General features: G+C 56.1%; 22 protein-coding genes and 1 pseudogene. 14 read left to right on the top strand and 9 right to left on the bottom strand.

Going from position 1 to position 26,611, the window contains the following annotated elements; genetic code table 11:
• Positions 1-22 precede the first annotated feature (22 nt).
• A complete protein-coding gene (parE, locus tag CMQ96_RS12195) occupies positions 23-1,918 on the top strand; it encodes a DNA topoisomerase IV subunit B (protein ID WP_024358676.1) in 1,896 nt (631 codons plus the stop codon).
• 50 nt (positions 1,919-1,968) lie between these two features.
• Here parE and CMQ96_RS12190 read toward each other — a convergent pair whose 3' ends face one another.
• Positions 1,969-2,820, bottom strand: a complete 852-nt coding sequence (locus CMQ96_RS12190) for an AraC family transcriptional regulator (protein ID WP_098066876.1) — start codon at positions 2,818-2,820, stop codon at positions 1,969-1,971.
• 162 nt (positions 2,821-2,982) lie between these two features.
• Between CMQ96_RS12190 and CMQ96_RS12185 the strand changes: the two genes are divergently transcribed.
• The 3 genes from CMQ96_RS12185 to CMQ96_RS12175 all read left to right on the top strand — a co-directional run bounded on the left by CMQ96_RS12185 (position 2,983) and on the right by CMQ96_RS12175 (position 7,354).
• Complete coding sequence (locus tag CMQ96_RS12185) at positions 2,983-4,806, top strand: DUF2264 domain-containing protein (RefSeq protein WP_098066875.1); 1,824 nt, start codon at positions 2,983-2,985, stop codon at positions 4,804-4,806.
• Between the two features lie 65 nt (positions 4,807-4,871).
• The gene (locus tag CMQ96_RS12180; protein ID WP_049132077.1) at positions 4,872-6,140 is read left to right on the top strand and encodes an oligosaccharide MFS transporter; all 1,269 of its coding nucleotides are present in this window, start codon (positions 4,872-4,874) and stop codon (positions 6,138-6,140) included.
• A gap of 23 nt (positions 6,141-6,163) precedes the next feature.
• The gene (locus CMQ96_RS12175) at positions 6,164-7,354 is read left to right on the top strand and encodes a glycoside hydrolase family 88 protein (RefSeq protein WP_049087440.1); all 1,191 of its coding nucleotides are present in this window, start codon (positions 6,164-6,166) and stop codon (positions 7,352-7,354) included.
• A gap of 44 nt (positions 7,355-7,398) precedes the next feature.
• Here CMQ96_RS12175 and CMQ96_RS12170 read toward each other — a convergent pair whose 3' ends face one another.
• The 4 genes from CMQ96_RS12170 to qseB form a co-directional block, all read right to left on the bottom strand.
• Positions 7,399-7,713, bottom strand: a complete 315-nt coding sequence (locus CMQ96_RS12170) for a putative quinol monooxygenase (RefSeq protein ID WP_004135759.1) — start codon at positions 7,711-7,713, stop codon at positions 7,399-7,401.
• A gap of 90 nt (positions 7,714-7,803) precedes the next feature.
• Entirely contained in the window at positions 7,804-8,385 is a 582-nt protein-coding gene (locus CMQ96_RS12165) for an NAD(P)H-dependent oxidoreductase (protein WP_004125278.1), read from the bottom strand.
• Between the two features lie 106 nt (positions 8,386-8,491).
• Entirely contained in the window at positions 8,492-9,841 is a 1,350-nt protein-coding gene (gene qseC / locus CMQ96_RS12160) for a quorum sensing histidine kinase QseC (protein WP_049087439.1), read from the bottom strand.
• Positions 9,838-10,497, bottom strand: coding sequence for a quorum sensing response regulator transcription factor QseB (gene qseB / locus CMQ96_RS12155; protein ID WP_004135762.1), 660 nt, complete (start codon positions 10,495-10,497; stop codon positions 9,838-9,840). The genes qseC and qseB overlap by 4 nt, the downstream gene beginning before the upstream one ends.
• 151 nt (positions 10,498-10,648) lie before the next feature.
• Here qseB and CMQ96_RS12150 point away from each other — a divergent pair, with 151 nt between their 5' ends.
• The 5 genes and pseudogenes from CMQ96_RS12150 to CMQ96_RS12130 all read left to right on the top strand — a co-directional run bounded on the left by CMQ96_RS12150 (position 10,649) and on the right by CMQ96_RS12130 (position 18,224).
• A complete protein-coding gene (locus CMQ96_RS12150) occupies positions 10,649-11,056 on the top strand; it encodes a YgiW/YdeI family stress tolerance OB fold protein (protein WP_004135770.1) in 408 nt (135 codons plus the stop codon).
• Between the two features lie 152 nt (positions 11,057-11,208).
• A complete protein-coding gene (parC, locus tag CMQ96_RS12145; protein WP_004135773.1) occupies positions 11,209-13,467 on the top strand; it encodes a DNA topoisomerase IV subunit A in 2,259 nt (752 codons plus the stop codon).
• Between the two features lie 191 nt (positions 13,468-13,658).
• The gene (plsC, locus tag CMQ96_RS12140) at positions 13,659-14,396 is read left to right on the top strand and encodes a 1-acylglycerol-3-phosphate O-acyltransferase (RefSeq protein ID WP_004125254.1); all 738 of its coding nucleotides are present in this window, start codon (positions 13,659-13,661) and stop codon (positions 14,394-14,396) included.
• A gap of 84 nt (positions 14,397-14,480) precedes the next feature.
• On the top strand, positions 14,481-15,893 hold the full coding sequence (gene ftsP / locus CMQ96_RS12135) for a cell division protein FtsP (protein WP_004125252.1): 1,413 nt from the start codon (positions 14,481-14,483) through the stop codon (positions 15,891-15,893).
• Between the two features lie 30 nt (positions 15,894-15,923).
• A pseudogene (locus tag CMQ96_RS12130) lies at positions 15,924-18,224 on the top strand (YgiQ family radical SAM protein).
• Positions 18,225-18,291: 67 nt separating this feature from the next.
• Here CMQ96_RS12130 and dkgA read toward each other — a convergent pair.
• The gene (gene dkgA, locus CMQ96_RS12125; RefSeq protein ID WP_004135777.1) at positions 18,292-19,119 is read right to left on the bottom strand and encodes a 2,5-didehydrogluconate reductase DkgA; all 828 of its coding nucleotides are present in this window, start codon (positions 19,117-19,119) and stop codon (positions 18,292-18,294) included.
• 132 nt (positions 19,120-19,251) lie between these two features.
• Positions 19,252-20,415 carry an alcohol dehydrogenase gene (gene yqhD / locus CMQ96_RS12120; RefSeq protein WP_004125245.1) on the bottom strand — a complete coding sequence of 388 codons (1,164 nt, stop codon included), beginning with the start codon at positions 20,413-20,415 and terminating at the stop codon, positions 19,252-19,254.
• Positions 20,416-20,611: 196 nt separating this feature from the next.
• On the opposite strand from yqhD, the gene CMQ96_RS12110 reads away from it, so the two are divergent.
• Positions 20,612-21,511, top strand: coding sequence for an AraC family transcriptional regulator (locus tag CMQ96_RS12110; protein ID WP_004115613.1), 900 nt, complete (start codon positions 20,612-20,614; stop codon positions 21,509-21,511).
• 31 nt (positions 21,512-21,542) lie between these two features.
• On the opposite strand, the gene yghB is transcribed toward CMQ96_RS12110, so the two are convergent.
• Complete coding sequence (gene yghB / locus CMQ96_RS12105; RefSeq protein ID WP_004125241.1) at positions 21,543-22,202, bottom strand: DedA family general envelope maintenance protein YghB; 660 nt, start codon at positions 22,200-22,202, stop codon at positions 21,543-21,545.
• A gap of 132 nt (positions 22,203-22,334) precedes the next feature.
• A complete protein-coding gene (gene metC / locus CMQ96_RS12100; RefSeq protein ID WP_004125240.1) occupies positions 22,335-23,522 on the bottom strand; it encodes a cystathionine beta-lyase in 1,188 nt (395 codons plus the stop codon).
• A gap of 251 nt (positions 23,523-23,773) precedes the next feature.
• Between metC and exbB the strand changes: the two genes are divergently transcribed.
• The 4 genes from exbB to yghX all read left to right on the top strand — a co-directional run bounded on the left by exbB (position 23,774) and on the right by yghX (position 26,583).
• Positions 23,774-24,505, top strand: coding sequence for a tol-pal system-associated acyl-CoA thioesterase (gene exbB, locus CMQ96_RS12090; RefSeq protein ID WP_004125237.1), 732 nt, complete (start codon positions 23,774-23,776; stop codon positions 24,503-24,505).
• Between the two features lie 6 nt (positions 24,506-24,511).
• Positions 24,512-24,937: a TonB system transport protein ExbD gene (exbD, locus tag CMQ96_RS12085; protein ID WP_004135785.1), complete on the top strand. Its 426-nt coding sequence runs from the start codon at positions 24,512-24,514 to the stop codon at positions 24,935-24,937.
• 142 nt (positions 24,938-25,079) lie between these two features.
• Positions 25,080-25,574 carry a TIGR00645 family protein gene (locus CMQ96_RS12080; protein WP_004105804.1) on the top strand — a complete coding sequence of 165 codons (495 nt, stop codon included), beginning with the start codon at positions 25,080-25,082 and terminating at the stop codon, positions 25,572-25,574.
• Positions 25,575-25,695: 121 nt separating this feature from the next.
• The gene (gene yghX / locus CMQ96_RS12075; protein ID WP_049087435.1) at positions 25,696-26,583 is read left to right on the top strand and encodes a YghX family hydrolase; all 888 of its coding nucleotides are present in this window, start codon (positions 25,696-25,698) and stop codon (positions 26,581-26,583) included.
• Positions 26,584-26,611: the final 28 nt, after the last annotated feature.

Raw genomic sequence — 26,611 nt, 5'->3', positions numbered from 1 at the left:
GAACGACCTACGAATACACACCATGACGCAATCTTCATATAACGCTGATGCCATTGAGGTACTCACCGGGCTAGAGCCGGTTCGCCGCCGTCCGGGAATGTACACTGATACCACACGTCCAAATCATCTTGGTCAGGAAGTTATTGATAACAGCGTGGATGAGGCCCTGGCCGGTCACGCGAAACGCGTGGAGGTCATTCTCCATGCCGACCAGTCGCTGGAAGTTATCGATGATGGCCGCGGAATGCCGGTGGATATCCATCCTGAAGAAGGGGTTCCGGCAGTTGAACTGATTCTTTGCCGCCTGCACGCGGGGGGGAAATTCTCCAATAAGAACTACCAGTTCTCCGGCGGCCTGCACGGCGTAGGGATTTCAGTGGTCAACGCCCTATCGAAACGCGTTGAAGTGAACGTGCGCCGCGACGGTCAGATCTACAGCATCGCCTTTGAAAATGGTGATAAAGTAGAAGATCTCCATGTGACCGGCACCTGCGGTAAGCGCAATACCGGTACCAGCGTGCACTTCTGGCCGGATGAAAGCTTTTTTGACAGCCCGCGTTTTTCCGTCTCACGCCTCTCGCATTTGTTAAAAGCCAAGGCCGTTCTTTGCCCGGGCGTAGAGATTGTTTTCCGCGATCTGGTCAACGACAGTGAACAACGCTGGTGCTACGCCGATGGATTGACCGACTATCTTAGCGAAGCGGTTAACGGCCTGCCTCTGCTGCCGGAAAAACCGTTCGTCGGCACCTTCTCTGGCGATACCGAAGCGGTCGACTGGGCGTTGCTGTGGCTGCCGGAAGGCGGCGAGCTGCTGACCGAAAGCTACGTCAACCTGATCCCTACCATGCAGGGCGGCACCCACGTTAACGGTCTGCGTCAGGGTTTACTGGACGCTATGCGCGAGTTCTGCGAATACCGGAACATCCTGCCGCGCGGCGTGAAGCTATCGGCGGAAGATATCTGGGAGCGCTGCGCTTACGTGCTTTCCGTGAAGATGCAGGATCCGCAGTTTGCCGGGCAAACCAAAGAGCGCCTCTCTTCACGTCAGTGCGCCGCGTTTGTTTCCGGCGTCGTTAAGGACGCGTTCAGCCTGTGGCTAAACCAGAACGTCCAGTCGGCGGAGCTGCTGGCGGAAATGGCGATTTCCAGCGCCCAGCGTCGTCTGCGCGCGGCGAAAAAAGTGGTGCGTAAAAAGCTCACTAGCGGTCCTGCCCTTCCCGGCAAGCTGGCGGATTGCACCGCTCAGGATTTGAATCGGACCGAACTGTTTCTTGTGGAAGGGGATTCCGCCGGCGGCTCTGCCAAGCAGGCGCGCGACCGCGAATACCAGGCGATCATGCCGCTGAAAGGTAAAATCCTTAACACCTGGGAAGTCTCTTCCGATGAAGTGCTCGCTTCCCAGGAAGTGCATGATATTTCCGTCGCGATTGGTATCGATCCGGATAGCGATGACCTGAGCCAGCTGCGTTACGGCAAGATTTGTATTCTGGCTGACGCCGACTCCGATGGTCTGCACATCGCGACGCTGCTGTGCGCGCTGTTCGTCAGGCACTTCCGCACTTTGGTTAAACACGGCCACGTTTACGTGGCGCTGCCGCCTTTGTACCGTATCGACCTCGGCAAAGAGGTTTACTACGCGCTGACGGAAGAAGAAAAAGCGGGCGTGCTCGAGCAGCTCAAGCGTAAGAAAGGCAAACCGAACGTACAGCGCTTTAAAGGGCTGGGCGAGATGAACCCGTTGCAGCTGCGTGAAACTACCCTGGATCCGAATACCCGCCGTCTGGTACAGCTGATTATCAACGATGAAGATGAACAGCAGACAACCGCTATGATGGATATGCTGTTAGCGAAGAAGCGCTCTGAAGATCGGCGTAACTGGCTGCAGGAGAAGGGCGATCTGGCGGATATCGAAGGGTAACGCAGGCGAATGCCGGACGGCGGCTCGCGTGCCCCGTCCGGGATACAGTTTTAAATTTTATGTCTTTTCCGGTACTGCAGCGGCGTTTCGCCAATGCCCTTGCCGAACGCGCTGATAAAATAGGTGACATCTGAAAACCCGACCATTCGGGCGATCTCGCGCACGCTCTGCTGGCTATGCAATAGCGCCTCGCACGCTTTTCTTAGGCGTATCGTATTGAGATAATTGACAATACTTTCGCCCGTTTCCTGATGAAAGCGGCGCGAAATATAGCTCTTCGATTTACCCAACTCTTCCGCCAGCCTGCTCAGGCTAAATTTTCGCATGTAATTCTCGTCAAGCCAGAACATCACCTGGCTTGCGGTACCATCGGTTATTCTCGACATGCTGGGATGATCTTCGCTCAGCATGCTGAGTAAAGAGAGCAGCAGACAGGAAACCTGCTCGCTATTTAGCGGCGAGTCTCCGGCCAGCTTTTCATAGCGGCTGAATAAAAAATCGATGTGGGGGTGAATATCGGCGATGTCCACTACCCAGGATTGGCCCGCTCGCTGGGTCAGATTATGGAGCCGCTGGCGGGAGTAGGGGAAATCACGTAATCCTTTCAGCAGGGCATACTGGTCGAGATGAATGATGGTTCGCCGGTAACGATCCTGCGCCTGCTCATCCACGATGATTTTATGCAGCGTAAAGGGAGGGAAGAAAAACATCCTCCCCGGGCGCATGGTGTATTGCTTATGATCGACAATCACCACGCCGAACCCCTCCTCTACGTACAGTACTTCAAGACACTGATGCCAGTGATGATAGCGGACCGTATTGGCGAATAACCGGCTAAACGACGCCGTTGCGTCATTGAGGGTTATCAGTTCCAGACGTTCTTCATTTAAGGTCTGCGCCATAGTGCAATAAATTTAAACTTTTGCAGGGATTATTCGTTTTATAAACTACCTTTTTAAATTTTATCAATTGCTGTTTTATTTTTATCCTGCCGGTGTGACTGAGGTAACATTTCTCATCCCCGGCGATTCACTATGCTTTGCCCATTAAATCAGGGGGGAGCTATGTGGTCGGCAACGAAAGAAAAATCAAATCCATTGTCATCGCGTGACGACGTTATTCGCGCTGTTACAACGATGCTGAGCGCGCTCGACGCCCAATTTCCGGCCGGTCAGGCGCAGTTCACGCTCGGCGATACCTGCGCGCATTATGATACGAATATTGCCGGTATGGAGGGGTTATCCAGAGCGCTATGGGGGCTATTTCCGCTGTGGGCGGGCGGTGAAGAGACGCCTTTTGCTGAGAAATATATCCAGGCGATTAAGCTAGGTACCGATCCCGATAGCCCACAGTATTGGGGCGATACGGGGCCATACGATCAGCGGCTGGTGGAGATGGCGGCCTACGGTCTGGGCCTGGCGTTACTGCAGACGCGCCTGACGGATGTATTCAGCGAAAAGGAACTGGCGAATTTCCACCGCTGGCTGAATCAAATCACCGATGCGCAGATGCCCGACAGCAACTGGAACTATTTCGCTATTATCGTTCAGCTTGGGTTTAAGCGCGCGGGATTAGCCTTCGATCAGGCCGCCATCGATCGCCGGTTTGCGATGATGGAAGCCTACTATTTGGGCGAAGGATGGTACTCCGATGGGCCGGGGCGGCCAAAAGATTACTACATCTCTATGGCTTTTCATTTTTACGGCCTACTGTACGCCACCCTGAGTCCGGATGATGCAGAGCGGGCCGCCACGTTACGCGAACGCTCCCGTTTGTTTGCCCGGGATTTTATCTATATGTCGGCGGCGGATGGTTCATCCGTACCCTTTGGGCGCAGTCTGACCTATCGTTTCGCCATGATTGCCTTCTGGAGCGCGGTGGCGTTTTCCGGGGTGGACGAATTTTCTCCTGGCGTGGTGAAAGGACTGATCCTACGCCATTTACGCTGGTGGCAGCAGCAGCCGATTTTCGATCGCGACGGTATTCTGACGCTGGGTTTTGCCTATCCCAATCTGGCGATGTGCGAGGACTATAATTCGCCCGGGTCCCCTTACTGGGCGCTGAAGGTTTTCCTGATTCTGGCGTTACCGGCAGATCATGATTTTTGGCTAGCGGAAGAGTTACCGCTGCCGCCGCTGGCTAAGGTGCGCGTGATACCCCAAGCGGCGCAAATTTTGCAGCACGATCGCCATTCTCGCCATGTAACGATGCTGACGTCGGGCCAGCTGGAGTTAAATAATTACGTCAATACCGAAGCCAAATATACCCGGTTTGCCTACTCCAGCCGCTTTGGTTTTACCCTTGAGCGGGGGCGGTATGGCCTTAAGCATGCCGCCTGCGACTCGATGCTCCTGCTATCTGACAACGATAATTACTGGCGCGGACGGCGCGAATGCGAGGAAGTGACGGTAGCGGAGAACGCGATTTTCTGCCGCTGGTCGCCGTGGTCAGACGTACATATCCGCACCTGGCTTATCCCCTGCGGCGACTGGCACGTTCGGGTACACCACATTGCCAGCGCTCGACGGCTACAGTCCGTGGAGGGGGGCTTTGCGGTACTGAAGGCGGAGCCCTGCCTGGAGGCCGGCAGCAGCCTGATTCTGGCCAGCAATGGGAGCAGCATGATAGCCAATCTTGCTCCCGGCATCGCCAGGCAGGGCGAGGCCGTTATCACGCCGCCCAATAGCAGTATTATGTTTGCGCCCTGCGCGGCCATTCCCACTTTATCCACCGAGCTGGCTCCTGGCGAACATTGGTTGGCCTGTGCGGTTATCGCCAGCGCTGAGATAAATAAAGTTTTTGCCGATATGCCGTTACTCATTCGACAAGATCGCCGCTTTATTATTATGGATAGCCAAAAAGAAACCCAGCAAACTATTTATTTTTAAACGCGGTCGGGCTAACGCCCGGCAACTCATTATTCGATTTTTTACATGCTTTCGCTGAGGATAGTATGGAAAGTACCTATACGAATAACAAAGTTGAGTATTACAAAATAAGCGCCTTCATTTTTCTGTATTTTTTCACCTGGTCTGCCAGTATTGGCCTGCTCGCCATATGGTTAGGGCAAAAAGCGAATCTAAGCGGCGCGGTTATTGGCACCGTCTTTGCCGTAAATGGCGTATTTTCAGTTGTTCTTAAACCCATTTATGGCTATATACTTGATAAAATAGGGATGAGTAAATATCTGCTCTATTTTGTGGTGCTGATGTCGGCATTAATGGCGCCTTTTTTTATTTATGTTTATCAGCCGCTACTGTTAACCAAGACGATGCTGGGTATTATTGTCGGTGCGATCTATTTAAGCTTCGCCTGGTATGCGGGCGTCGCGGCCTGTGAATCCTATACCGACCGTTACAGCCGTCTGAACAATATGGAGTTTGGGCAAATTCGCATGTGGGGATCGCTCGGATGGGCGGTAGCGTCTTCTTTCTCTGGCCTGCTGTTTAACCTCTCGCCAGCGTATAACTTTATCCTGGGAAGCGTCACGTCGATAGTGATGCTGGCCGTTTTATTAAGCCTGAAAGTCAACGAAAATGCGGAGAACGCCGCGCAGGTGCTGGTCAAAGATAAAATTTCTCCGGCGGATGTTTATACCCTTCTGCGTAACCGTAAATTCTGGGCATTCTGCCTGTACGTGGCCGGGGTGGCGTGGATGATGTTTATCGCGGAGCAGCAGTTTTCGCGCTATTTTGTCACGTTCTTTGCCGATGTCCATAAAGGCAACGCCATTTTTGGTTATCTGGGAACGGTACAGTCCGGGATGGAATTTATTATGTATATGGTCATTCCATTCTTTGTTAACTACATTGGCGCAAAACGTGGATTATTAATTGTTGGCCTGCTGGTAGGCGCCAGGTTGGTGATTTCTGGCCTGTGTGATTCCCATCTGTTGATTTCGCTATTAAAACCATTGTATGGCCTGGAAATATGCCTGCTGTTGGTTTCAGTATTTAAGTATATCGCCGAGCACTTTGACAAACGCGTTAATGCAACGATGTATTTGTTAGGTTATCAGGCGATGTTATATGTTGGTAATGTGGTCGTCTCGTCACCTGCCGGGTTTATGTACGATCGTATCGGGTTTGAGAAAACGTATATTATTATGGGCATGATTGCGCTGGTTTTTACCGTGATATCGGCATTTACCTTATCGTCATGCCAGAGTAAACGGCGCAGCTCTGCCACCCTCAATGTTTCAGAAAATAACGCATCAAAATAAGCTAAGCGATAAGGAACCGAAATATGTTAAATAATATCGTAGAGGAACCATTGCGCGATTTCCCCGGCGAGCCGATCTCAATGGATTGCTTCCGGGAAGAAATGAAGCGGGCGCGTGAAGATGTCCTTGAACTGATTGGCCGTCATTTAACGGAATTCGGTGAACAATTTCCCGCTGAGACCTGCGTCGAAGGTTATTATCCGTTGACTGAAAACGTCGAGTGGACGACCAGTTTTTGGACCGGACAGCTATGGCTGGCGTGGGAGATGAGCGGTGAAGATAAGTTTCGTCAGATGGCGGAGAAAAACGTGCGGACTTTCGGTCTGCGTATTGCAGGGCGTCACGACACCAATACGCATGATTTGGGCTTTCTCTACACGCTTTCCTGCGTGGCGGCCTGGCGTTTAACCGGTAATCGCGACGCGCGCGGGTTCTCGCTGATGGCGGCGGAGGCTCTGTTGGAGCGCTTTCACGCGAAGGCGCAGATTATTCAGGCCTGGGGCGATCTCAACGATCCCGCCCAGGCCGGGCGGATGATTATTGACTGCACGATGAATCTGCCGCTGCTTTATTGGGCAAGCGAGCAAACGGGCGACCCGCGCTTCAGGGATGCGGCTCTGGCGCACGTCAGGCAATCGGCGGCTTTTCTGGTACGTGAAGATGCTTCGACCTGGCACACCTATTATATGGATGTTGTCAGCGGGAAGCCGCGCTATGGGAATACTCAGCAGGGTTATGCCGATGATTCCTGCTGGTCCCGCGGCCAGGCGTGGGGAATTTATGGTTTTCTGCTCAGCTATATCTATACCGGCGACAGGGCGCTGGTCGGCCTGGCAAAAAAACTGGCCAACTATTTCCTCAACCGCCTGCCAGAGGACTATGTCTGTCATTGGGATCTGGCGCTGATAAACACCGATGCGCTGCGAGACTCTTCTTCGGCTGCTATCGCCGTATGCGGTCTGCTGGAGTTGGTTAAGCAGTTGCCAACGACCGACCCGGATCGCGAACGCTATCAACAGTGGGCGATGGCGATAATGGCCTCGCTAACGAAGGGCTATCTGATGGCAAAAAGTGACAAGGGTAATGGTTTACTCAAGCACTCGGTCTACCATCTGGCGAGTAATAAAGGCGTCGATGAGTGCTGTAGCTGGGGGGACTATTTTTACGTTGAAGCGCTGATGCGCATGACGCAGAACTGGAAACTGTACTGGTAACGCTATTGCCCGGTAGCGTGCGCTTACCGGGCGGCCAGCGTTGCTTAAATGCCCGCTTCCAGAATACGAATGCTCATCTCCAGCACGTCGCCTTTCACGGCTTCGCTGTAGGCTTTCATGTGCGGGGTCTGCAGGTGCGCTTCAAGATGCGCGACGCTTTCCCACTGCTCGACCATCACAATTGAGTCCGGCGAGGTGGTCTGAAAACTGACGCCAGCGGCGTGATCCACCAGCGGCGCATAGCCGTGGCAGCCCTCTTCCTGGAGAACGGTCGGGGTAATTTTTGCGAACTGATCCAGCACCGCCTGGCGGTGGTGTTGGCCCGGACGAGTGCGAATTTCAGCGATCACTGTCAACATGGTTAACTCAACTCCTTCTGTCTATTCTCATCATACTTCAAGCCGCCGCTCGGTTAGCCGCGCTTGTCGTCTTTTCATAACTCATTACAGTTAACCAAAAATTTCAGCCAGATGCTTGCGATATTCTGCCGTATAACGCGGAACATCGGGCATTTTGATCACATCGTTGGCGATGAAGGTCGGCAGGGCGCTCATCCCGAGGAACTGGTTGGCCTTATGGAACGGCAGGTAAACGCCATCGACGCCAACGCCGTGGAAGAACTGATCTTTCTCGGTGAAGGCTTCCATCGGCGCGTTCCAGGTCAGGGACAGCATATATTTTTTGCCCTGAATCAGGCCGCCGGAGCCATATTTCTTACTGGCATCGGAGCGGGTGCGGCCATCGCTGGCATACAGCGCGCCGTGACCTTCGGTAAAGACGTCATCGATGTACTTTTTCACCGTCCACGGCGCGCCCATCCACCAGCCCGGCATTTGCCAGATAACGGAATCGGCCCACAGGAAGTTTTGCACTTCGGTTTTCACGTCGTAGTCGCTATCGGCGCGGACCACTTTAACATCATGCCCGAGGTCGCGCAGATAGGTTTCCGCGACTTCAGTCAGGGTGTCGTTCAGCTGGCCGTTAGAGTGGCCGAACTTTTTTGCGCCATTAATAATCAGGATGTTGCTCATTTTTTATCCTCAACTTTTCAATTTTGTGGTTAATTTTACCCCGTCGGGCAGAGCGGTAAAATGAGCAAAATGTGCAAAGTCTTTTGCTTTTATAGCAATAATGCCGCTACCAGCGAATGCGCGCCTCGAATCCGCCGTCCCGGGCGTTGCCGAAACTTGCCGTCATCCCGTGCAGCGCGGCGATACGTTTGACGATGGAGAGCCCGAGGCCGCTGCCGGGCTGCTCCTGGCCAGGAGGACGATAAAAGCGCTCGCCGACGCGCGTCAGGGCCTCGGCGCTGATGCCCGGGCCGTTGTCGCGTACGCGGAATTCACCGGCATCCAGGGTGATGTCGACCTGGCTTCCGGCGGGGCTGTAGCGCACGGCGTTATCTAAAAGATTGCGCACCAGCAGGCTTAGCAGCAGCGGCTGCCCGGTGCGCATGATGCTCTTTGCGTTCAGGTGCAGGCGCAGCTCAACTCCGGCCAGCTGCGCCGGGTGGTACATCTCCATGACCGCCGACTGGAGCAGTTCATCAAGAGCGATCGTTTGAACATCATCCAGCTGCGCCAGCGAATCCAGGCGCGATAGAGTCAGTAGCTGGTCGACCAGGCGGGTTGCGCGATCGATACCCTGATGGAGCTGCTCCAGCGCTTTATCCAGCCCTTGCGGATCGTCCAGCGAGAGCTGGGCCACTTCAGTCTGCACCTTCAGCGCCGCCAGCGGGCTGCGCAGTTCGTGGGCGGCATCGGAGGTGAAGCGACGCTCGCGGATCATGGTGTCGTGCGTCCGGGTAAAGAGCTGATTTAGCGCGTCGACCAGCGGACGGACCTCATTAGGCACGTTGTCGCTATTTAGCGTTTCGGCGGAATCCGGCGCCCGGGTGCGCAGCGTGGTGGCCAGCTTTTTCAGCGGCGCCAGTTCCCGGCTTAACAGCACGATGAGCAGTAAAAACATCAGCGGCAGCGCCACCAGCCAGGGCGTAAGCTGTGAGGTGACGATATCCAGCGCCATCTCGCGGCGGTAATCCCACTCCTGGCCGACGACGATACGATGGCGCCCGTCGCGGGTGGTGAGCCACAGAAAGCGCCACTCGTCATCGTCGCCGCGCAGATAGCCGTCGCTGAACCCCTCCCGGTCGTTACCCCACAGGATATCCTGGCCATTTTCGCCATCGTTAAGCACCATTTTGCCGTCGGTCGTAAAGATAGCGAAAGCCAGCGCATCGTCGTCGAGATGGCCGTGCTTGACCTTTTTCTTCGTCCGCACCTGCGGCGCGAGAGTATGCAGCTCGTCGAAATTCATCGCGCTTAGGCGGCGGGCGAAAAGCAGCTGCTGCGTATCGAACAGCTTATCCAGCTTGTCGGTGGTCTGTTGCCAGGCCACAAAGCTGGCCATGCCCCAGGCGGCGCTGGTCAGCAGCAAAAAAAGCAGCGTCAGGCGGACCCGCAGGCTCAGTTTTCCCAGCCGCTTCATGCGTCCCCCAGGGTATAGCCGATGCCGTGTACGGTACGAATGAAAGCGCTGCCGAGCTTACGGCGCAGATGATGGACGTGCACTTCTATGGCGTTGCTGGAGACGTCGTCATCCCAGCTATAGAGCTTTTCTTCAATAAGCTTACGCGGCAGCACGCGTCCGGCATTGCGCATCAGCAGCTCCAGCAGAGCAAACTCCTTTGGCTTGAGCGCCAGGCTCTCGCCGTTCAGGGTGGTTGTGAGTCGGCCTGGATCGAGGACCACATTGCCGTGCCGCAGTTCGCTGCTGCTTTGGCCGTGGGCGCGGCGCATCAGCGCTTCCAGGCGCGCGGCAACTTCAACCAGCGCGAAAGGTTTGCAAAGATAGTCATCGGCGCCGAGCCGAAGCCCTTCGACACGCTGGCTGAGCGCGTCGCGGGCGGTCAGGATCAGTACCGGTTCGTGGCGGCCTTTGTCGCGCCATTCGCGCAGAATATCCAGCCCATCGATACCGGGGAGCGTCAGGTCCAGGACAATGGCGTCGTACGGGGCGTTGTACAGCGCGGCTTTGCCTTCCTCGCCGCGGGTAAACCAGTCGACGCTGAAGCCCAGTTTGGCCAGTCCGGTTTTGAGGCCGTCACCGATCAGTTTGTCGTCTTCCACCAGTAAAATGCGCATTCTCCTGCTCCTGTGTCCCTCGGCTATTCCAGCAGTAAAGCGCGTCGCGGCGCGCGCTGTACAGGAAAAAAAATTATTTTTTCCGCTTAAGAAGTTGTTAAGTTTTGCCCGGTGTAATAGTGACGATATAAACACAAAGGGAGAACACATCATGAAGAAAATCGCCGCAATGACCGCTATCATCGCCTTAGTTTCCATGCCGGTACTGGCCGCTGAGCAGGGCGGATTTTCCGGACCTGGATCCGCGCCAACCAGCCAGACGACCACGCAAAACGGCGGGTTCATTGGCCCGAACGGGAGCGTAACAACGGTCGCCAATGCGAAAACCCTGCGTGACGATACCTGGGTGACCCTGCGCGGTAAAATCGTGGAGCGTATTTCCGACGACCTGTATAAATTCCAGGACAGCTCCGGCATCGTGAACGTCGATATCGATCATAAGCGCTGGAACGGCGTGACCGTAACCCCGCAGGACACGGTAGAGATTCAGGGTGAAGTCGATAAAGACTGGAACTCTGTGGAAATCGACGTAAAGCAGATTCGTAAAATCGCGCAATAATATTTGGCCCCGATCTCATGTCGGGGCATAACCCGTGAATCAGGGATCCTCAACCGGCCTAACGCCCTGTGACTCAGGGCGTCAGATAGGGTATTATCGCCGGTAGTTTTGCCGTCCGAACGGCCGGTACGCAGATTGAGGATTCACGATTAATGAGCGATATGGCAGAGCGCCTCGCGCTGCATGAATTTACGGAAAACGCCTACCTTAACTACTCCATGTACGTCATCATGGACAGGGCGCTGCCGTTTATTGGCGATGGCCTGAAGCCGGTCCAGCGTCGCATCGTCTATGCGATGTCTGAACTGGGTCTGAACGCCAGCGCCAAATTCAAAAAGTCCGCCCGCACCGTCGGCGACGTTCTGGGTAAATACCATCCGCACGGCGATAGCGCGTGTTATGAAGCCATGGTGCTGATGGCGCAACCCTTCTCTTACCGCTATCCGCTGGTCGACGGTCAGGGGAACTGGGGGGCGCCGGACGATCCTAAATCCTTCGCCGCGATGCGTTATACCGAATCCCGTTTGTCGAAGTATGCTGAACTGCTGCTGAGCGAACTGGGGCAGGGCACCGTTGACTGGGTACCGAACTTTGACGGCACCCTGCAGGAGCCGAAAATGCTGCCTGCGCGCCTGCCCAATATTCTGCTCAACGGCACTACCGGCATCGCCGTCGGCATGGCGACGGATATTCCGCCGCACAACTTGCGTGAAGTCGCTCAGGCTGCCATTACCCTGATTGAAAAACCGCAGACGTCGCTCGACGATCTGCTGGATATCGTACAGGGGCCGGATTATCCGACCGAAGCGGAAATCATTACCCCCCGCGCCGAGATCCGTAAAATCTACCAGAATGGCCGCGGTTCGGTGCGTATGCGCGCGGTGTGGACGAAAGAAGACGGCGCGGTGGTGATCAGCGCCCTGCCGCATCAGGTTTCCGGCGCCCGCGTGCTGGAGCAGATCGCCGCCCAGATGCGCAATAAAAAGCTGCCGATGGTGGATGACCTGCGCGACGAATCGGATCACGAAAACCCGACTCGCCTGGTGATTGTCCCGCGTTCTAACCGCGTGGATATGGAGCAGGTGATGAACCACCTGTTCGCGACGACCGATCTGGAAAAGAGCTACCGTATCAACCTGAATATGATCGGTCTCGATAACCGTCCGGCGGTAAAAAACCTGCTGGAAATCCTCTCGGAATGGCTGACTTTCCGTCGCGATACCGTACGCCGTCGTCTCAGCTACCGTCTGGAAAAAGTCCTCAAGCGCCTGCATATCCTGGAAGGTTTGCTGGTGGCGTTTCTGAATATCGATGAAGTTATCGAAATTATCCGCCACGAAGATGAGCCGAAACCGGCCCTGATGTCGCGCTTCGGCATCAGCGAAACCCAGGCGGAAGCGATTCTGGAGTTAAAACTGCGCCATCTCGCCCGACTGGAAGAGATGAAGATCCGCGGTGAACAAAGCGAGCTGGAAAAAGAACGCGACCATCTGCAGGCCATTCTGGCTTCAGAACGCAAGATGAATAACCTGCTGAAGAAAGAACTGCAGGCCGACGCTGACGCCTACGGCGACGATCGCCGTTCGCCGCTGCGCGAGCGTGAAGAAGCGAAAGCGATGAGCGAGCACGATATGCTGCCGTCCGAGCCGGTCACTATCGTTCTGTCGCAGAGCGGCTGGGTTCGTAGCGCCAAAGGTCATGATATCGACGCGCCGGGGCTGAACTATAAAGCGGGCGACAGTTTCAAAGCCGCAGTGAAAGGGAAGAGCAATCAGCCGGTGGTCTTCATTGACACCACCGGGCGCAGCTACGCGATTGATCCGATCACCCTGCCGTCCGCACGCGGGCAGGGCGAGCCGCTCACCGGTAAGCTGACGCTGCCGCCGGGGGCGACGGTGGAACATATGCTGATGGAGGCCGATGATCAAAAACTGCTGCTGGCTTCCGACGCAGGCTACGGGTTTATTTGTACTTTCAACGATCTGGTTGCGCGCAATCGCGCTGGTAAGACGTTGATTAGCCTTCCGGATAACGCCCACGTGATGCCGCCGCTGGTGATTGAGGACGAGTCCGATATGCTGCTGGCCATTACCGCCGCCGGCCGCATGCTGATGTTCCCGGTCAGCGACCTGCCGCAGCTGTCGAAGGGCAAAGGCAACAAGATTATCAACATCCCGTCGGCGGAAGCGGCTGCGGGCCAGGATGGCCTGGCGCATCTGTTTGTCCTGCCGCCGCAAAGTACGCTGACGATTCACGTCGGCAAACGGAAAATCAAACTCCGTCCGGAAGAGCTGCAAAAAGTCACCGGCGAGCGCGGCCGCCGCGGCTCTCTGATGCGCGGACTGCAGAAGATCGACCGGGTGGAGATTGATTCACCGCGTCGCGCCTCCGCGGGCGATAGCGAAGAGTAGGATGACCCTCCCTCGCAGTTCGGCGGGGGAGGTTAATATTTACCGCAAAATCGTTGTTTATTCAGGCATTGCGATTAACAATATCCGCCAGCATCGTTCGGGTGCTTAACGCGCTTTGCAATGATGCCCGATGCCTGCAATCTGCGAAACAGCGAGTATAATTCTAAGCGGTTTGGGTTTTAGAGGTAGCTATGCTATTTATTTTTCGACTAATTATCGTTGTCATCTATTGTATTCTGGTCTGCATCTTCGGCTGTATTTATTGTCTGTTCAGTCCGCGTAATCCTAAGCACGTCGCCACCTTCGGTCACCTGTTTGGCAAACTGTCGCCGGTTTTCGGCCTGAAAGTCGAGCTGCGCAAGCCGGCCGATGCGGAAAGCTACGGCAACGCCATCTATATCGCTAACCACCAGAATAACTATGATATGGTGACGGCATCAAATATCGTGCAGCCGCCGACCGTTACCGTGGGTAAAAAGAGCCTGGCGTGGATCCCATTTTTCGGCCAGCTCTACTGGCTCACGGGGAACCTGCTGATTGACCGCAATAACCGGGCAAAAGCGCACGGCACTATTGCCGAAGTCGTGAACGCGTTTAAAAAGCGCAATATCTCTTTTTGGATGTTTCCGGAAGGGACCCGCAGCCGCGGTCGCGGTCTGCTGCCTTTTAAAACCGGCGCTTTTCATGCGGCTGTCGCGGCTGGCGTGCCCATTATTCCGGTGTGCGTGTCTAATACATCGAATAAAATTAATCTCAATCGCCTGAATAACGGTCTGGTGATTGTAGAAATGCTGCCGCCGGTAGACACCAGCCAGTATGGAAAAGAGGGCGTTCGCGCGCTGGCGACACACTGTCGCGAGCTGATGTCCGCTAAAATCGCTGAGCTGGATAAAGAAGTTGCCGAACGCGAAGCGGCCGCAAAGAAATAACACAGGAAACGCCGCGAACCGCGCGCGTATTGCTGGCGGGAAACGAATTCCCTTGTTAATTAGTCAGTATTTCATGGAGTAAATATGTCACTCAGTCGGCGTCAGTTCATTAAGGCTTCAGGCGTAGCGCTGTGCGCAGGCGCCGCGCCGCTGAAGGCACAGGCCGCTGGTCAGCAGCCTGCGCTGCCGATCCCTCCTCTGCTGGAGTCCCGCCGCGGGCAGCCGCTATTTTTGACGCTACAGCGAGCGCACTGGTCGTTTACGCCCGGAACCCGCGCATCGGTGTGGGGGATTAACGGCCGCTATATGGGGCCAACTATTCGTGTCTGGAACGGCGACGATGTGAAGCTGATTTACAGCAACCGCCTGACGGAAAACGTCGCGATGACCATCCGCGGTCTGCAGGTCCCCGGTCCGCTGATTGGCGGCGCCGCGCGCATGATGTCCGCCAACGCCGACTGGGCTCCGGTACTACCAATCCGCCAAAGCGCGGCGACGCTGTGGTATCAGGCCAACACGCCAAACCATATGGCAAAACAGGTCTATAACGGCCTGGCCGGGATGTGGCTGGTGGAAGATGATGTCAGTAAAAATCTGCCGATCCCCAATCACTACGGCGTGGATGATTTCCCGGTGATTATTCAGGACAAGCGTCTGGATAACTTCGGTACGCCTGAGTATAGCGAGCCCGGTAGCGGAGGGTTCGTTGGCGATACGCTGCTGGTGAACGGCGTTCAGGGGCCTTTCGTGGAAGTGTCGCGCGGCTGGGTGCGCCTGCGCCTGCTGAATGCGTCCAACTCCCGTCGCTATCAACTGCAGATGAGCGATGGTCGATTGCTGCACGTGATTTCCGGCGATCAGGGGCTGCTGCCGGCGCCGGTTTCGCTGAAGCAGCTGTCGCTGGCGCCGGGCGAGCGTCGTGAAATTCTGGTCGATATGACCAACGGCGATGAAGTGTCGATCACCTGCGGGGAAGCGGCCAGCATCGTCGATCGTATTCGCGGCTTTTTCGAACCGTCGAGCATCCTGATTTCCACGCTGATTCTGACGCTGCGCCCGACGGGCCTGCTGCCGCTGGTGACCGATAGCCTGCCCGTGCGTTTGCTGCCGACGGAAATTCTGGCCGGCGCGGCGATTCGCAGCCGCGATATCACGCTTGGCGACGATCCGGGTATTAACGGTCAGCTGTGGGATCCGCAGCGTATCGATATTACGGCGCAGCAGGGAACCTGGGAGCGCTGGACGGTGCGCGCCGACCGGCCGCAGTCGTTCCATATTGAAGGCGTCATGTTCCAGGTGCGTAACGTCAACGGCTCCGCGCCGTTCCCGGAAGATCGCGGCTGGAAGGATACCGTCTGGATCGATGGCCAGGTTGAGCTGCTGGTCTATTACAATCAGCCCTCCTGGCCGCACTTCCCGTTCCAGTACTTAAGTCAGACGCTGGAGCTTGCCGACCGGGGCTCTATTGGCCAGATTCTGGTGAATCCGGCGCCGTAATGTGTTCTGTCCCGGCCCCTGCTGGCCGGGATCGGAAAAACCTCCTTCATTTCTTCCATCGTTCCGGCTTATAATCGCCGCCCTTTTTGATTATTTTTTTATCATTTCCCCGGAAGCAATATGAGCGCAATATCCCTGATCCAACCGGATCGTGACCTTTTCTCCTGGCCGCAGTACTGGGCCGCCTGCTTTGGCCCCGCGCCGTTCTTGCCGATGTCGCGAGAAGAGATGGATCAACTTGGCTGGGATAGCTGCGACATTATTCTGGTTACCGGCGATGCCTATGTCGATCACCCGAGCTTCGGCATGGCGATCTGCGGACGCATGCTGGAATCCCAGGGATTCCGCGTGGGGATTATTTCCCAGCCGGACTGGAACAACAAAGATGACTTTATGCGTCTGGGTAAACCGAACCTGTTCTTCGGCGTCACCGCCGGTAACATGGACTCGATGATCAACCGCTACACCGCTGACCGTAAGCTGCGCCATGACGATGCTTACACGGCGGGTAACGTGGCCGGCAAGCGCCCGGATCGCGCTACGCTGGTCTACACTCAGCGCTGCAAAGAGGCGTGGAAAGATGTCCCGGTGATCCTCGGGGGCATCGAAGCCAGCCTGCGCCGTACCGCGCACTATGACTACTGGTCCGATACCGTGCGCCGCTCGGTGCTGGTGGACTCTAAGGCCGATATGCTGATGTTCGGCAACGGCGAGCGTCCGCTGGTGGAAGTGGCGCACCGTCTGGCCGCCGGCGAGCCTATCGGGCAAATTCGCGACGTTCGCAACACCGCCATCATGGTGAAAGAGGCGCTGCCGGGCTGGAGCGGAGTCGATTCCACGCGTCTGGATAAGCCGGGGAAAATCGACCCAATCCCGCATCCGTACGGTGAAGATCTGCCGTGCGCGGATAACAAAACCGTCGCACCGCCAAAACAGGAAGCGAAGCGCGTCACCGTGCAGCCGCCGCGTCCGAAGCCGTGGGAGAAGACCTACGTCCTGCTGCCTTCCTTTGAAAAGGTGAAGGGCGACAAGGTGCTCTACGCCCATGCGTCGCGGATCCTGCACCATGAAACCAACCCCGGCTGCGCCCGCGCGCTGATGCAGAAACACGGCGAGCGCTATATCTGGGTTAACCCGCCCGCTATTCCGCTTTCCACCGAAGAGATGGATAGCGTGTTTGCCCTACCGTATAAGCGCGTTCCGCATCCCTCATACGGCGATGCCCGCATTCCGGCCTACGAGATGATCCGCTTCTCGATTAACATTATGCGCGGCTGTTTTGGCGGCTGTTCCTTCTGCTCGATTACCGAGCATGAGGGCCGTATCATTCAGAGCCGCTCCGAAGATTCGATCATCAATGAAATCGAAGCGATTCGCGACACGGTCCCCGGCTTTACCGGCATTATTTCCGATCTTGGCGGTCCGACGGCTAACATGTATATGCTGCGCTGCAAGTCGCCGCGCGCCGAGCAGACCTGCCGCCGCCTGTCATGCGTTTACCCGGATATCTGTCCGCATATGGACACTAACCATGAACCGACGATTAATCTTTATCGCCGCGCCCGTGACCTGAAAGGCATCAAAAAGATCCTTATCGCGTCCGGCGTGCGTTACGACATCGCCGTTGAAGACCCGCGCTATATCAAAGAGCTGGCCACCCATCACGTCGGCGGCTATCTGAAGATTGCCCCGGAGCATACGGAAGAGGGGCCGCTGTCGAAGATGATGAAGCCGGGAATGGGCAGCTATGATCGTTTTAAAGAGCTGTTTGATACCTATTCGAAACAGGCCGGTAAAGAGCAGTATCTGATCCCTTACTTTATCTCCGCACACCCGGGGACGCGCGATGAAGATATGGTGAACCTGGCGCTGTGGCTGAAGCAGCATCGTTTCCGTCTGGATCAGGTGCAGAACTTCTATCCGTCGCCGCTGGCGAACTCAACCACCATGTATTACACCGGTAAGAACCCGCTGGGTAAGATTGGCTATAAGAGTGAAGATGTGGTGGTGCCGAAGGGCGACAAACAGCGCCGCCTGCACAAGGCGCTGCTGCGCTATCACGATCCGGCCAACTGGCCGCTGATCCGCCAGGCGCTGGAAACCATGGGTAAAAAGCACCTGATTGGCAGTCGTCGCGATTGCCTGGTACCGGCGCCGACGATCGACGAAATGCGTGAAGCGCGTCGCCAGAATCGCCATACCCGTCCGGCGCTGACCAAGCATACGCCGATTGTGCACCAGCGCTCGAACGGCGGGGCGACGGCGAAGAAGCCCGTAAAACGCGGTAAGGTCGCCGGTCGTTAATTCGGCTGCATTGCCCGGTGGCGCTAGCGTCTGCCGGGCTTACAAAACATCTCCAGGCCGGATAAGCGCTAGCGCTATCCGGCTTTTTTACGGTTTAGCCGCCAAACTGATCCGGGTCTGGCCCCAGGCGTTTGTTCTGGTCCAGTTTAGTGATTTCACTTAATTCATCTTTATCAAGACGGAAGTCCCAGACGTTAAAATTCTCGGCAATGCGCGATGGCGTCACCGATTTCGGGATCACCACCAGGCCGCTGTCCAGATGCCAGCGAATAACGATCTGCGCCGGGGTTTTACCGTATTTATCCGCCAGTTGACGAATAATTTTCTGATCGAATACCCCTTCGCCGCCCTGCGCCAGCGGGCTCCAGGACTCGGTCTGAATTTTATGCGTCGCATTCCAGGCGTGAAGCTGACGCTGCTGCATCAGCGGGTGAAGTTCAATCTGGTTTATCACCGGCGCGACGCCGGTTTCATCGATGATTTTTTGCAGATGATGAACCTGGAAATTACACACGCCGATGCTTTTTGCCAGCCCCTGCTGCTGCAGCTCAATTAAGCTTTTCCAGGCGTCGACGAAGTGGTTCGTTGCCGGAACCGGCCAGTGAATTAAATATAAATCGACATAGTCGAGCTTCAGTTTTTTCAGGCTTTCCTGCAGCGCTTCTTTGGGCTGCTTTTGATCGTCATTCCACAGTTTCGTGGTGACGAACAGCTCATCGCGGGGGACGCCTGCGCTGCTCAATGCGTTGCCGACGCCGGTTTCATTCTGGTACACGGCGGCGGTGTCAAACGAGCGATAACCGACTTCCAGCGCCTTATGAATGGCGGAGACGACTTCCTCGTTGCCTGCTTTCCACACGCCGAGCCCCAGCTGCGGCATCAGGTTGCCGTCGTGTAGTTTTATAACGGTTGGATGTGTCATGCCTTCCTCCTGTTAATGAACTCAGCGGAATAAAATCCGCCGAGGGGTAGCATTAAGTCTGGACGAAATAGCTAAAAACGGTAGTTAAACTCCTCTCCTTTGCGCGAGTTTACGCGTCGGAGAGGAGGTTGATTAGCGCGCAGCCTCGTAAATACGGCGGCTGACGTCCAGCGTAATATCCTGGTTTTCGCCCAGTTGGGTCATGCCGTGCTCTTCCAGCTTCGCCAGTAGCGCCGGGATAGAGCTGCCATCCAGACCGTAGGCGGAAAGGCGCGTCGGGACGCCCATCTGTTCGAAGAAATCACGCGTTGCGGCGATGGCGGCATCGATACGCTGTTCTTCAGAACCTTCGGTGATGTTCCAGACGCGAGCGGCGTACTGCAGCAGCTTGGCGCGTTTAACGTCGCGTTTTTCATTCCACAGCGCAGGCAGGACGATAGCCAGGGTCTGGGCGTGATCGAGACCGTGCATGGCGGTCAGCTCGTGGCCGAGCATATGGGTCGCCCAGTCCTGCGGCACGCCTGCGCCAATCAGGCCGTTCAGCGCCTGGGTGGCCGCCCACATAATATTGGCGCGTACGTCGTAGTTTTCTGGCTCTTTCAGCGCTTTCGGGCCATCTTCCACCAGGGTCAGCAGAATGCCTTCGGCGAAGCGGTCCTGAATTTTGCCGTCGACCGGATAGGTGACGTACTGCTCAACGGTATGGACAAATGCGTCGACTACGCCGTTAGCCACCTGGCGCGGTGGCAGGGTGTAGGTGTAAACCGGATCCAGGATAGCGAACACCGGCTGGACGTGGCTGGACATAAACGCGCGTTTGTCGCCGGTGGTTTTGCGCGAGATGACCGCGCCTTTATTGGATTCGGAACCGGTCGCCGGCAGCGTCAACACGGAGCCCATCGGGATGGCGCTGGCCACTTTGCTACCGTAGGTTTCGAGGATTTCCCACGGATCGCTGTCGGCATTGTAGTGGGCCGCTGCGGCGATAAATTTGGTGCCGTCGAGAACGGAACCGCCGCCCACCGCCAGCAGGAACGTGATCTTTTCATCACGGGCGATTTTCACCGCGTTCATCAGCGTTTCGTAGGATGGGTTGGGCTCGATGCCGCCAAATTCCCGGACGTCAATGCCGTTCAGCGCACTGAGAACCTGATCAAGCACGCCGGTTTTTTTCACGCTACCGCCGCCGTAGGTGACAAGCACGCGAGCATCCGCCGGGATTTGATCGCGCAGATTTTCAATCGCGCCTTTACCGAACAGAATGCGGGTTGGGGTATGTAGGTCGAAATTATTCATGGCTGGTGCCCTCAAATAGATAAAACCGCCAACAGAGACAATCCCTCTGTCAGATGACGGACATTGTGTTCCCGTCGCCCGTTCCCCTCAATGCACATTCCTGCCGTTGTCTTGCCCATTTCTCCTTGGGGCTGGAGAAATGCGCCGCAAGTGCGCACAATACGGAGGTATAAAAACGTTCGCAGAGGCCCGAAAAATGAACCGCGCTGAGATATGCCAGCTATTAACGCATAAAGTTAATCAGCTGAAAGATAAAGAAGAAATGCTTAATGGTCTGCTGCCGGATATTCGCCTGCTGTACGGTACCCAGCCGGGGACGCGGACGCCGGTCATGTATCAGCCGGGGATCGTTTTTCTCTTTTCCGGGCATAAAATTGGCTACATTAATGAGCGTACCTTTCGCTATGACACCAATGAGTATCTGCTGCTGACGGTACCGCTACCGTTTGAATGCGAAACCTTCGCCACCCCGGAAGTGCCGCTGGCGGGGATTCGGCTGAACGTCGATATTCTGCAGCTGCAAGAGCTGCTGATGGATATCGGTGAAGATGAGCAGTTTCAGCCGTCCATGGCGTCGAGCGGGATCAACTCCGCGGTGCTGTCCGAAGAGATTCTGTGCGCGGCGGAGCGCCTGCTGGATGTGATGGAGCGCCCGCTGGACGCGCGCATTCTGGGCAAACAGATTATCCGCGAAATCCTTTATCACGTGCTGACCGGGCCGTGCGGTGGGGCGCTGCTGGCGCTGGTCAGCCGGCAGACCCACTTCAGCCTGATCAGCCGCGTGCTGAAGCGTATTGAAAGCCAGTACACGGAAAACCTCAGCGTCGATCAGCTGGCGGCGGAAGCCAATATGAGCGTCTCGGCGTTCCATCATAACTTTAAATCGGTCACCAGCACCTCCCCGCTGCAGTATCTGAAAACCTACCGTCTGCACAAAGCGCGCATGCTGATGATCCACGATGGTATGAAGGCCAGCGCGGCGGCGATGCGGGTAGGGTATGAAAGCGCGTCGCAGTTCAGCCGCGAGTTTAAGCGTTATTTCGGCATGACGCCGGGGGAAGATGCGGCGCGAATCAGAACGATTCAGGGGATGTGAGGGCGGCGAATCCGCGCCGCCCTGGAAACGCTCAGGCGTTACAGTATTTCTTTTTAATCACCACGATAACCGTACCGAGCAGCCCGGCGATCAGCAGCGCGATAGGCAAAATCATCAGGCAGGTCATGACCTGATCTTCATGACGCTTAACGAAGGGAATCATGCTCAGCGCATAGCCCAGGCCGGTAACCACGCCAACCCACAGCAGCGCGCTCAGCCAGTTGAAGAACTGGAAGCGGCGGTTTGGCAGCCCGGAAATGCCCGCCATGGTGGGCAGCAGGGTGCGAACAAACGCCAGAAAACGCCCGGCCAGCAGCGCCAGCAGGCCGTGTTTGTCAAACATGCAGGTTGCCCGCTGATGGTACTTATGCGGCAGATGCCCAAGCCAGCGCTTAACCGTGACGGTGTTACCCAGCCAGCGCCCCTGGATATAGCTCAGCCAGCAGCCGAGGCTGGCCGCGGCGGTTAAAATGGCGACCGTGGGTACAAAGTCCATTACGCCTTTGGCGATCAGCGCCCCGGCGAGCAGCAGCAGGCTATCGCCCGGTAAAAATGAGGCGGGCAGCAGACCGTTTTCCAGAAACAGGGTTGCGAACATGACCAGATATACAACGCCCACAACGTGGGGGTTTGCCAACGCGGCAAAATCATGCTGCCACAGCGCGGCGACAATTTCTTGAATGACAACCATGGACTTTCCTAAGTGGTACCGTGTTTTTTGTCTAGTGTACTCCTGAAGAGGCTCGGGCACCTTGATCCCGGGCGCAACTAAAGCGGCCGTTTTTCTAAAAAACGTCCGCTATTGTTGCCACTGAGTGTCACTTTACACGATACGCGCGAAGCCCGCCGCTAAATCATCCTGCAGATCGGTAACATTTTCTAACCCGATATGCAGGCGGATCAGCGTGCCGCTGAAATCAACTTCAGCATCAGGTCGGATTGCGGCAATGTGTTCCGGCTGATTGGCTAAAATCAGCGATTCAAAGCCGCCCCAGGAGTAGGCCATGCTGAACAAGCTGAAGTGGTCCAGATAAGCGGACAATTCGGCGTCGGTCAGGCGTTTATTGAGCACGAAAGAGAACAGGCCGCTGCTGCCGGTGAAGTCGCGCTGCCAGAACTCATGGCCTTTGCTGCCGGGCAGAGCGGGGTGGTTCACGCGGGCCACCTGCGGATGCTGCGCCAGCCATTCGGCAATCTGCAGGCTGCTTTCATGGTGCTGACGCAGGCGCACCGCCAGGGTGCGCAGACCGCGGCTGGTCATATAGGCGGTATCGGCATCCACCATTTGCCCCATCAGATAGGCGTTTTCGCGCAGCTGCGCCCAGCAGCGCTCATTGGACACGGCGGTACCGACCATGGCGTCGGAATGGCCGATCAGGTATTTGGTGCCGGCCTGAATGGAGATATCGATACCAAACTCCAGCGCTTTGAACAGCACCCCCGCCGCCCAGGTGTTGTCGATCATAATGATGGCTTCTGGAGCGACGCGGCGCACCGCTGCAACGATCGCCGGAACATCATGAACTTCCATGGTGATGGAACCGGGGGATTCGAGGAACACCACGCGGGTGTTCGGCTGTACCAGACGGGCGATATCGCCGCCGATGAGCGGGTCGAACCAGCCGGTGGTGACGCCGAGTTTGGCGAGGATTTTGGTGCAGAAATCCTGGGTAGGTTCATAGGCGGTGTTGGTCACCAGAATATGGTCGCCCTGCTCGACAAACGCCAGAATGGTATTGGCGACCGCCGCCGCGCCGCAGGGAAAGAGCGCGCAGCCGGCTCCGCCTTCCAGCTCGCACATCGCTTCCTGGAGAGAAAAGTGGGTCAGCGTCCCGCGACGCCCGTAGAACAGCTCGCCTTTGGCGCGGTTGCGGGTGGCGTGTTTTTTCGCTTCGACGGTGTCGAAAACCAGCGATGAGGCGCGCTGAATGACGCTGTTTACCGAGCCCTGGGTGTATTTTTTGCTGCGCCCGGCATGAACCAGCGCAGTATCAAGATGTTTATCAGCCATGTTCAGATAACCTGTTTTTATACGTCTGGACGTCTAAACTAACATGAATACCCGTTGATGTACCGGGTCGCGGCGGATACAGGTAAAAATTTTACCAACGGCGGGGTCAGCAACTTTTTTACTGCGTAAGCGCAAGGAAAATAATCGTGATTTACTGCACAGTGTAAATACTAATGAGAACCACTATCAATTCGATGCCGTTTTGATATTATTGTGCGCAGTTTTTGTGATTTACGTCCTGGAGATACAGTGTGGGTAATAATTTGATGCAGGCGGATCTCTCCGTTTGGGGTATGTATCATCATGCCGATATTGTCGTTAAGGTAGTGATGATCGGCCTGATTCTGGCGTCGGTGGTCACATGGGCTATCTTTTTCGGCAAAGGCGCAGAGATCCTGGCCAGCAAGCGTCGCCTCAAGCGTGAACAGCAGCTGGTTGCCGAAGCACGCTCTCTCGACCAGGCCAGCGATATCGCTAACGCGTTCGAGGCGAAAAGCCTGACTTCCCAACTGATCAACGAAGCGCAGAACGAGCTGGAGCTGTCCGCAGGTTCTGAAGATAACGAAGGCATTAAAGAGCGTACCGGTTTTCGACTGGAGCGTCGCGTGGCGGCGGTGGGTCGTTACATGGGGCGCGGCAACGGTTATCTGGCGACCATCGGCGCGATTTCCCCGTTCGTCGGTTTGTTTGGTACCGTCTGGGGCATCATGAACAGCTTTATCGGTATTGCCCAGACCCAGACCACCAACCTGGCGGTCGTGGCGCCAGGCATCGCGGAAGCGCTGCTGGCTACGGCAATTGGCCTGTTCGCTGCGATTCCGGCGGTGGTCATCTACAACATTTTCGCCCGTATGATTGCCAGCTACAAAGCTTCACTTGGCGATGTCGCCGCCCAGGTTCTGCTGCTGCAAAGCCGTGACCTGGACCTGAGCGCCAGCGGCGTTAAGCCGGTGCGTACCGCCCAGAAACTCCGCGTAGGTTGATGCTTTATGGCCATGCATTTTAACGAAAACCTCGATGATAACGGTGAAATGCACGACATCAACGTGACGCCGTTTATCGACGTCATGCTGGTGCTGCTGATCATCTTTATGGTGGCGGCGCCGCTGGCCACCGTAGACGTGAAGGTGAATCTTCCGGCTTCTTCCAGCCAGCCGCAGCCGCGCCCGGAAAAACCGATCTACCTGTCGGTGAAGGCGGATAAAACCATGTTCCTCGGTAATGACCCCATCACCGAAGAGAGCATGATTGCGTCCCTGGATGCCCTGACCGAAGGCAAGAAAGATACCACCGTCTTCTTCCGCGCGGATAAAACCGTGGACTACGAGACGATGATGAAGGTCATGGATACCCTGCACCAGGCGGGCTATCTGAAGATTGGCCTGGTGGGCGAAGAGACCGTCAAAGCCAAGTAACCCCTTACCGACTCATCTCCCAGGCTGGCCTTGCGCCAGCCTTTTTTATCTCCTCGAATCGCTCTCCTGTTGGACGACTGTTGCTATAACGTTACCCTGTTGCGGTATAATGGCGGTCGTTTATGTTAACTGACAGGATCTTATGGAACGCTTTCTGGAAAATGCTATGTACGCCTCGCGCTGGCTGCTGGCGCCGGTTTATTTTGGCCTTTCGCTCGGTTTGATTGCGCTGACGATCAAATTTTTTCAGGAGATCTTCCACATACTGCCGCATATTTTCAGCGTCAGTGAGTCGGATATGATTCTGACCCTGCTGTCGCTGGTGGATATGACCCTGGTGGGCGGTCTGCTGGTGATGGTGATGTTCTCCGGCTATGAAAATTTTGTCTCGCAGCTGGATATCAACGAAGGTAAGGAGAAGCTCAGCTGGCTGGGCAAAATGGACGCCACTTCGCTGAAAAATAAGGTGGCCGCCTCCATCGTGGCGATCTCCTCTATTCACCTGCTGCGGGTGTTTATGGATGCGAAAAACGTCCCGGACAATAAGCTGATGTGGTACGTCATCATCCACCTGACCTTTGTGCTGTCAGCCTTTGTGATGGGCTACCTCGATCGTCTGACCAAAGTGAAACACTGATCCCTTCTCTCCCGGCGGCGTTGGCCGCTGGGCTTTTTACTCCCCGTTTCTGCTTTTCTGCGCTGGCGTATGTCCGGGCTTCTGCTTTGCTTAAAGGGCGCTTAACAACGGAGGCAGGGTGATGACGCGATTAACGGCCAAAGATTTCCCGCAGCAGCTGCTCGAATACTATGACTACTACGCCCACGGCAAAATCAGCAAACGCGAGTTTCTCCAGCTGGCGGGGAAATATACCGTCGGCGGGATGACCGCGCTGGCGCTGTTTAACCTGCTGAAGCCCGACTATGCTCTGGCGGAGCAGGTGGCGTTTACCGACCCGGATATCCGTCCGGAGTATATTCACTACCCTTCTCCTGACGGCCACGGCGAAGTGCGGGCTTATCAGGTGATGCCGGCGAAAATAGCCGACAAAGCGCCTGCCGTGGTGGTGGTTCATGAGAACCGCGGCCTGAATCCCTATATTGAAGACGTTGCCCGGCGGGTGGCGAAAGCGGGCTATATCGCGCTGGCGCCGGATGGCCTGAGCTCCGTCGGCGGCTATCCGGGGAATGATGATGAAGGCCGCGCGCTGCAGCAGAAAGTCGATCCCGTGAAGCTGATGAATGATTTCTTTGCGGCGGTCGCGTTTATGGCGAAGCATCCGCAGGCGACGGGGAAGGTCGGTATCACCGGTTTTTGCTACGGCGGCGGCGTCAGCAACGCGGCGGCGGTGGCTATCCCTGAGCTGGCCTGCGCGGTGCCGTTTTACGGCCGCCAGCCGCCATTGAAGGAGGTCGATAAAATTAAAGCGCCGCTGCTGCTGCATTACGCCGGACTCGATAGCGGCATTAATGAAGGCTGGCCCGCCTATGAACAGGCGTTGAAAGAACACCATAAAGTCTACGAGGCCTATCTCTATCAGGGCGTGAATCACGGCTTTCATAATGATTCCACGCCGCGCTACGATCGGGCTGCGGCTGACCTGGCCTGGCAACGCACGCTGGCATGGTTTGAACGGTATTTACGTTAGCGAACTCGTCAGAAATAGCGCTACCGCT

The organism is Klebsiella sp. MBT K-1 (assembly GCF_002556465.1).
Lineage (GTDB): Bacteria > Pseudomonadota > Gammaproteobacteria > Enterobacterales > Enterobacteriaceae > Klebsiella > Klebsiella grimontii.
Note: the sequence above shows the minus strand (reverse complement) of the source record. Positions and strands in the feature narration are given on the sequence as shown.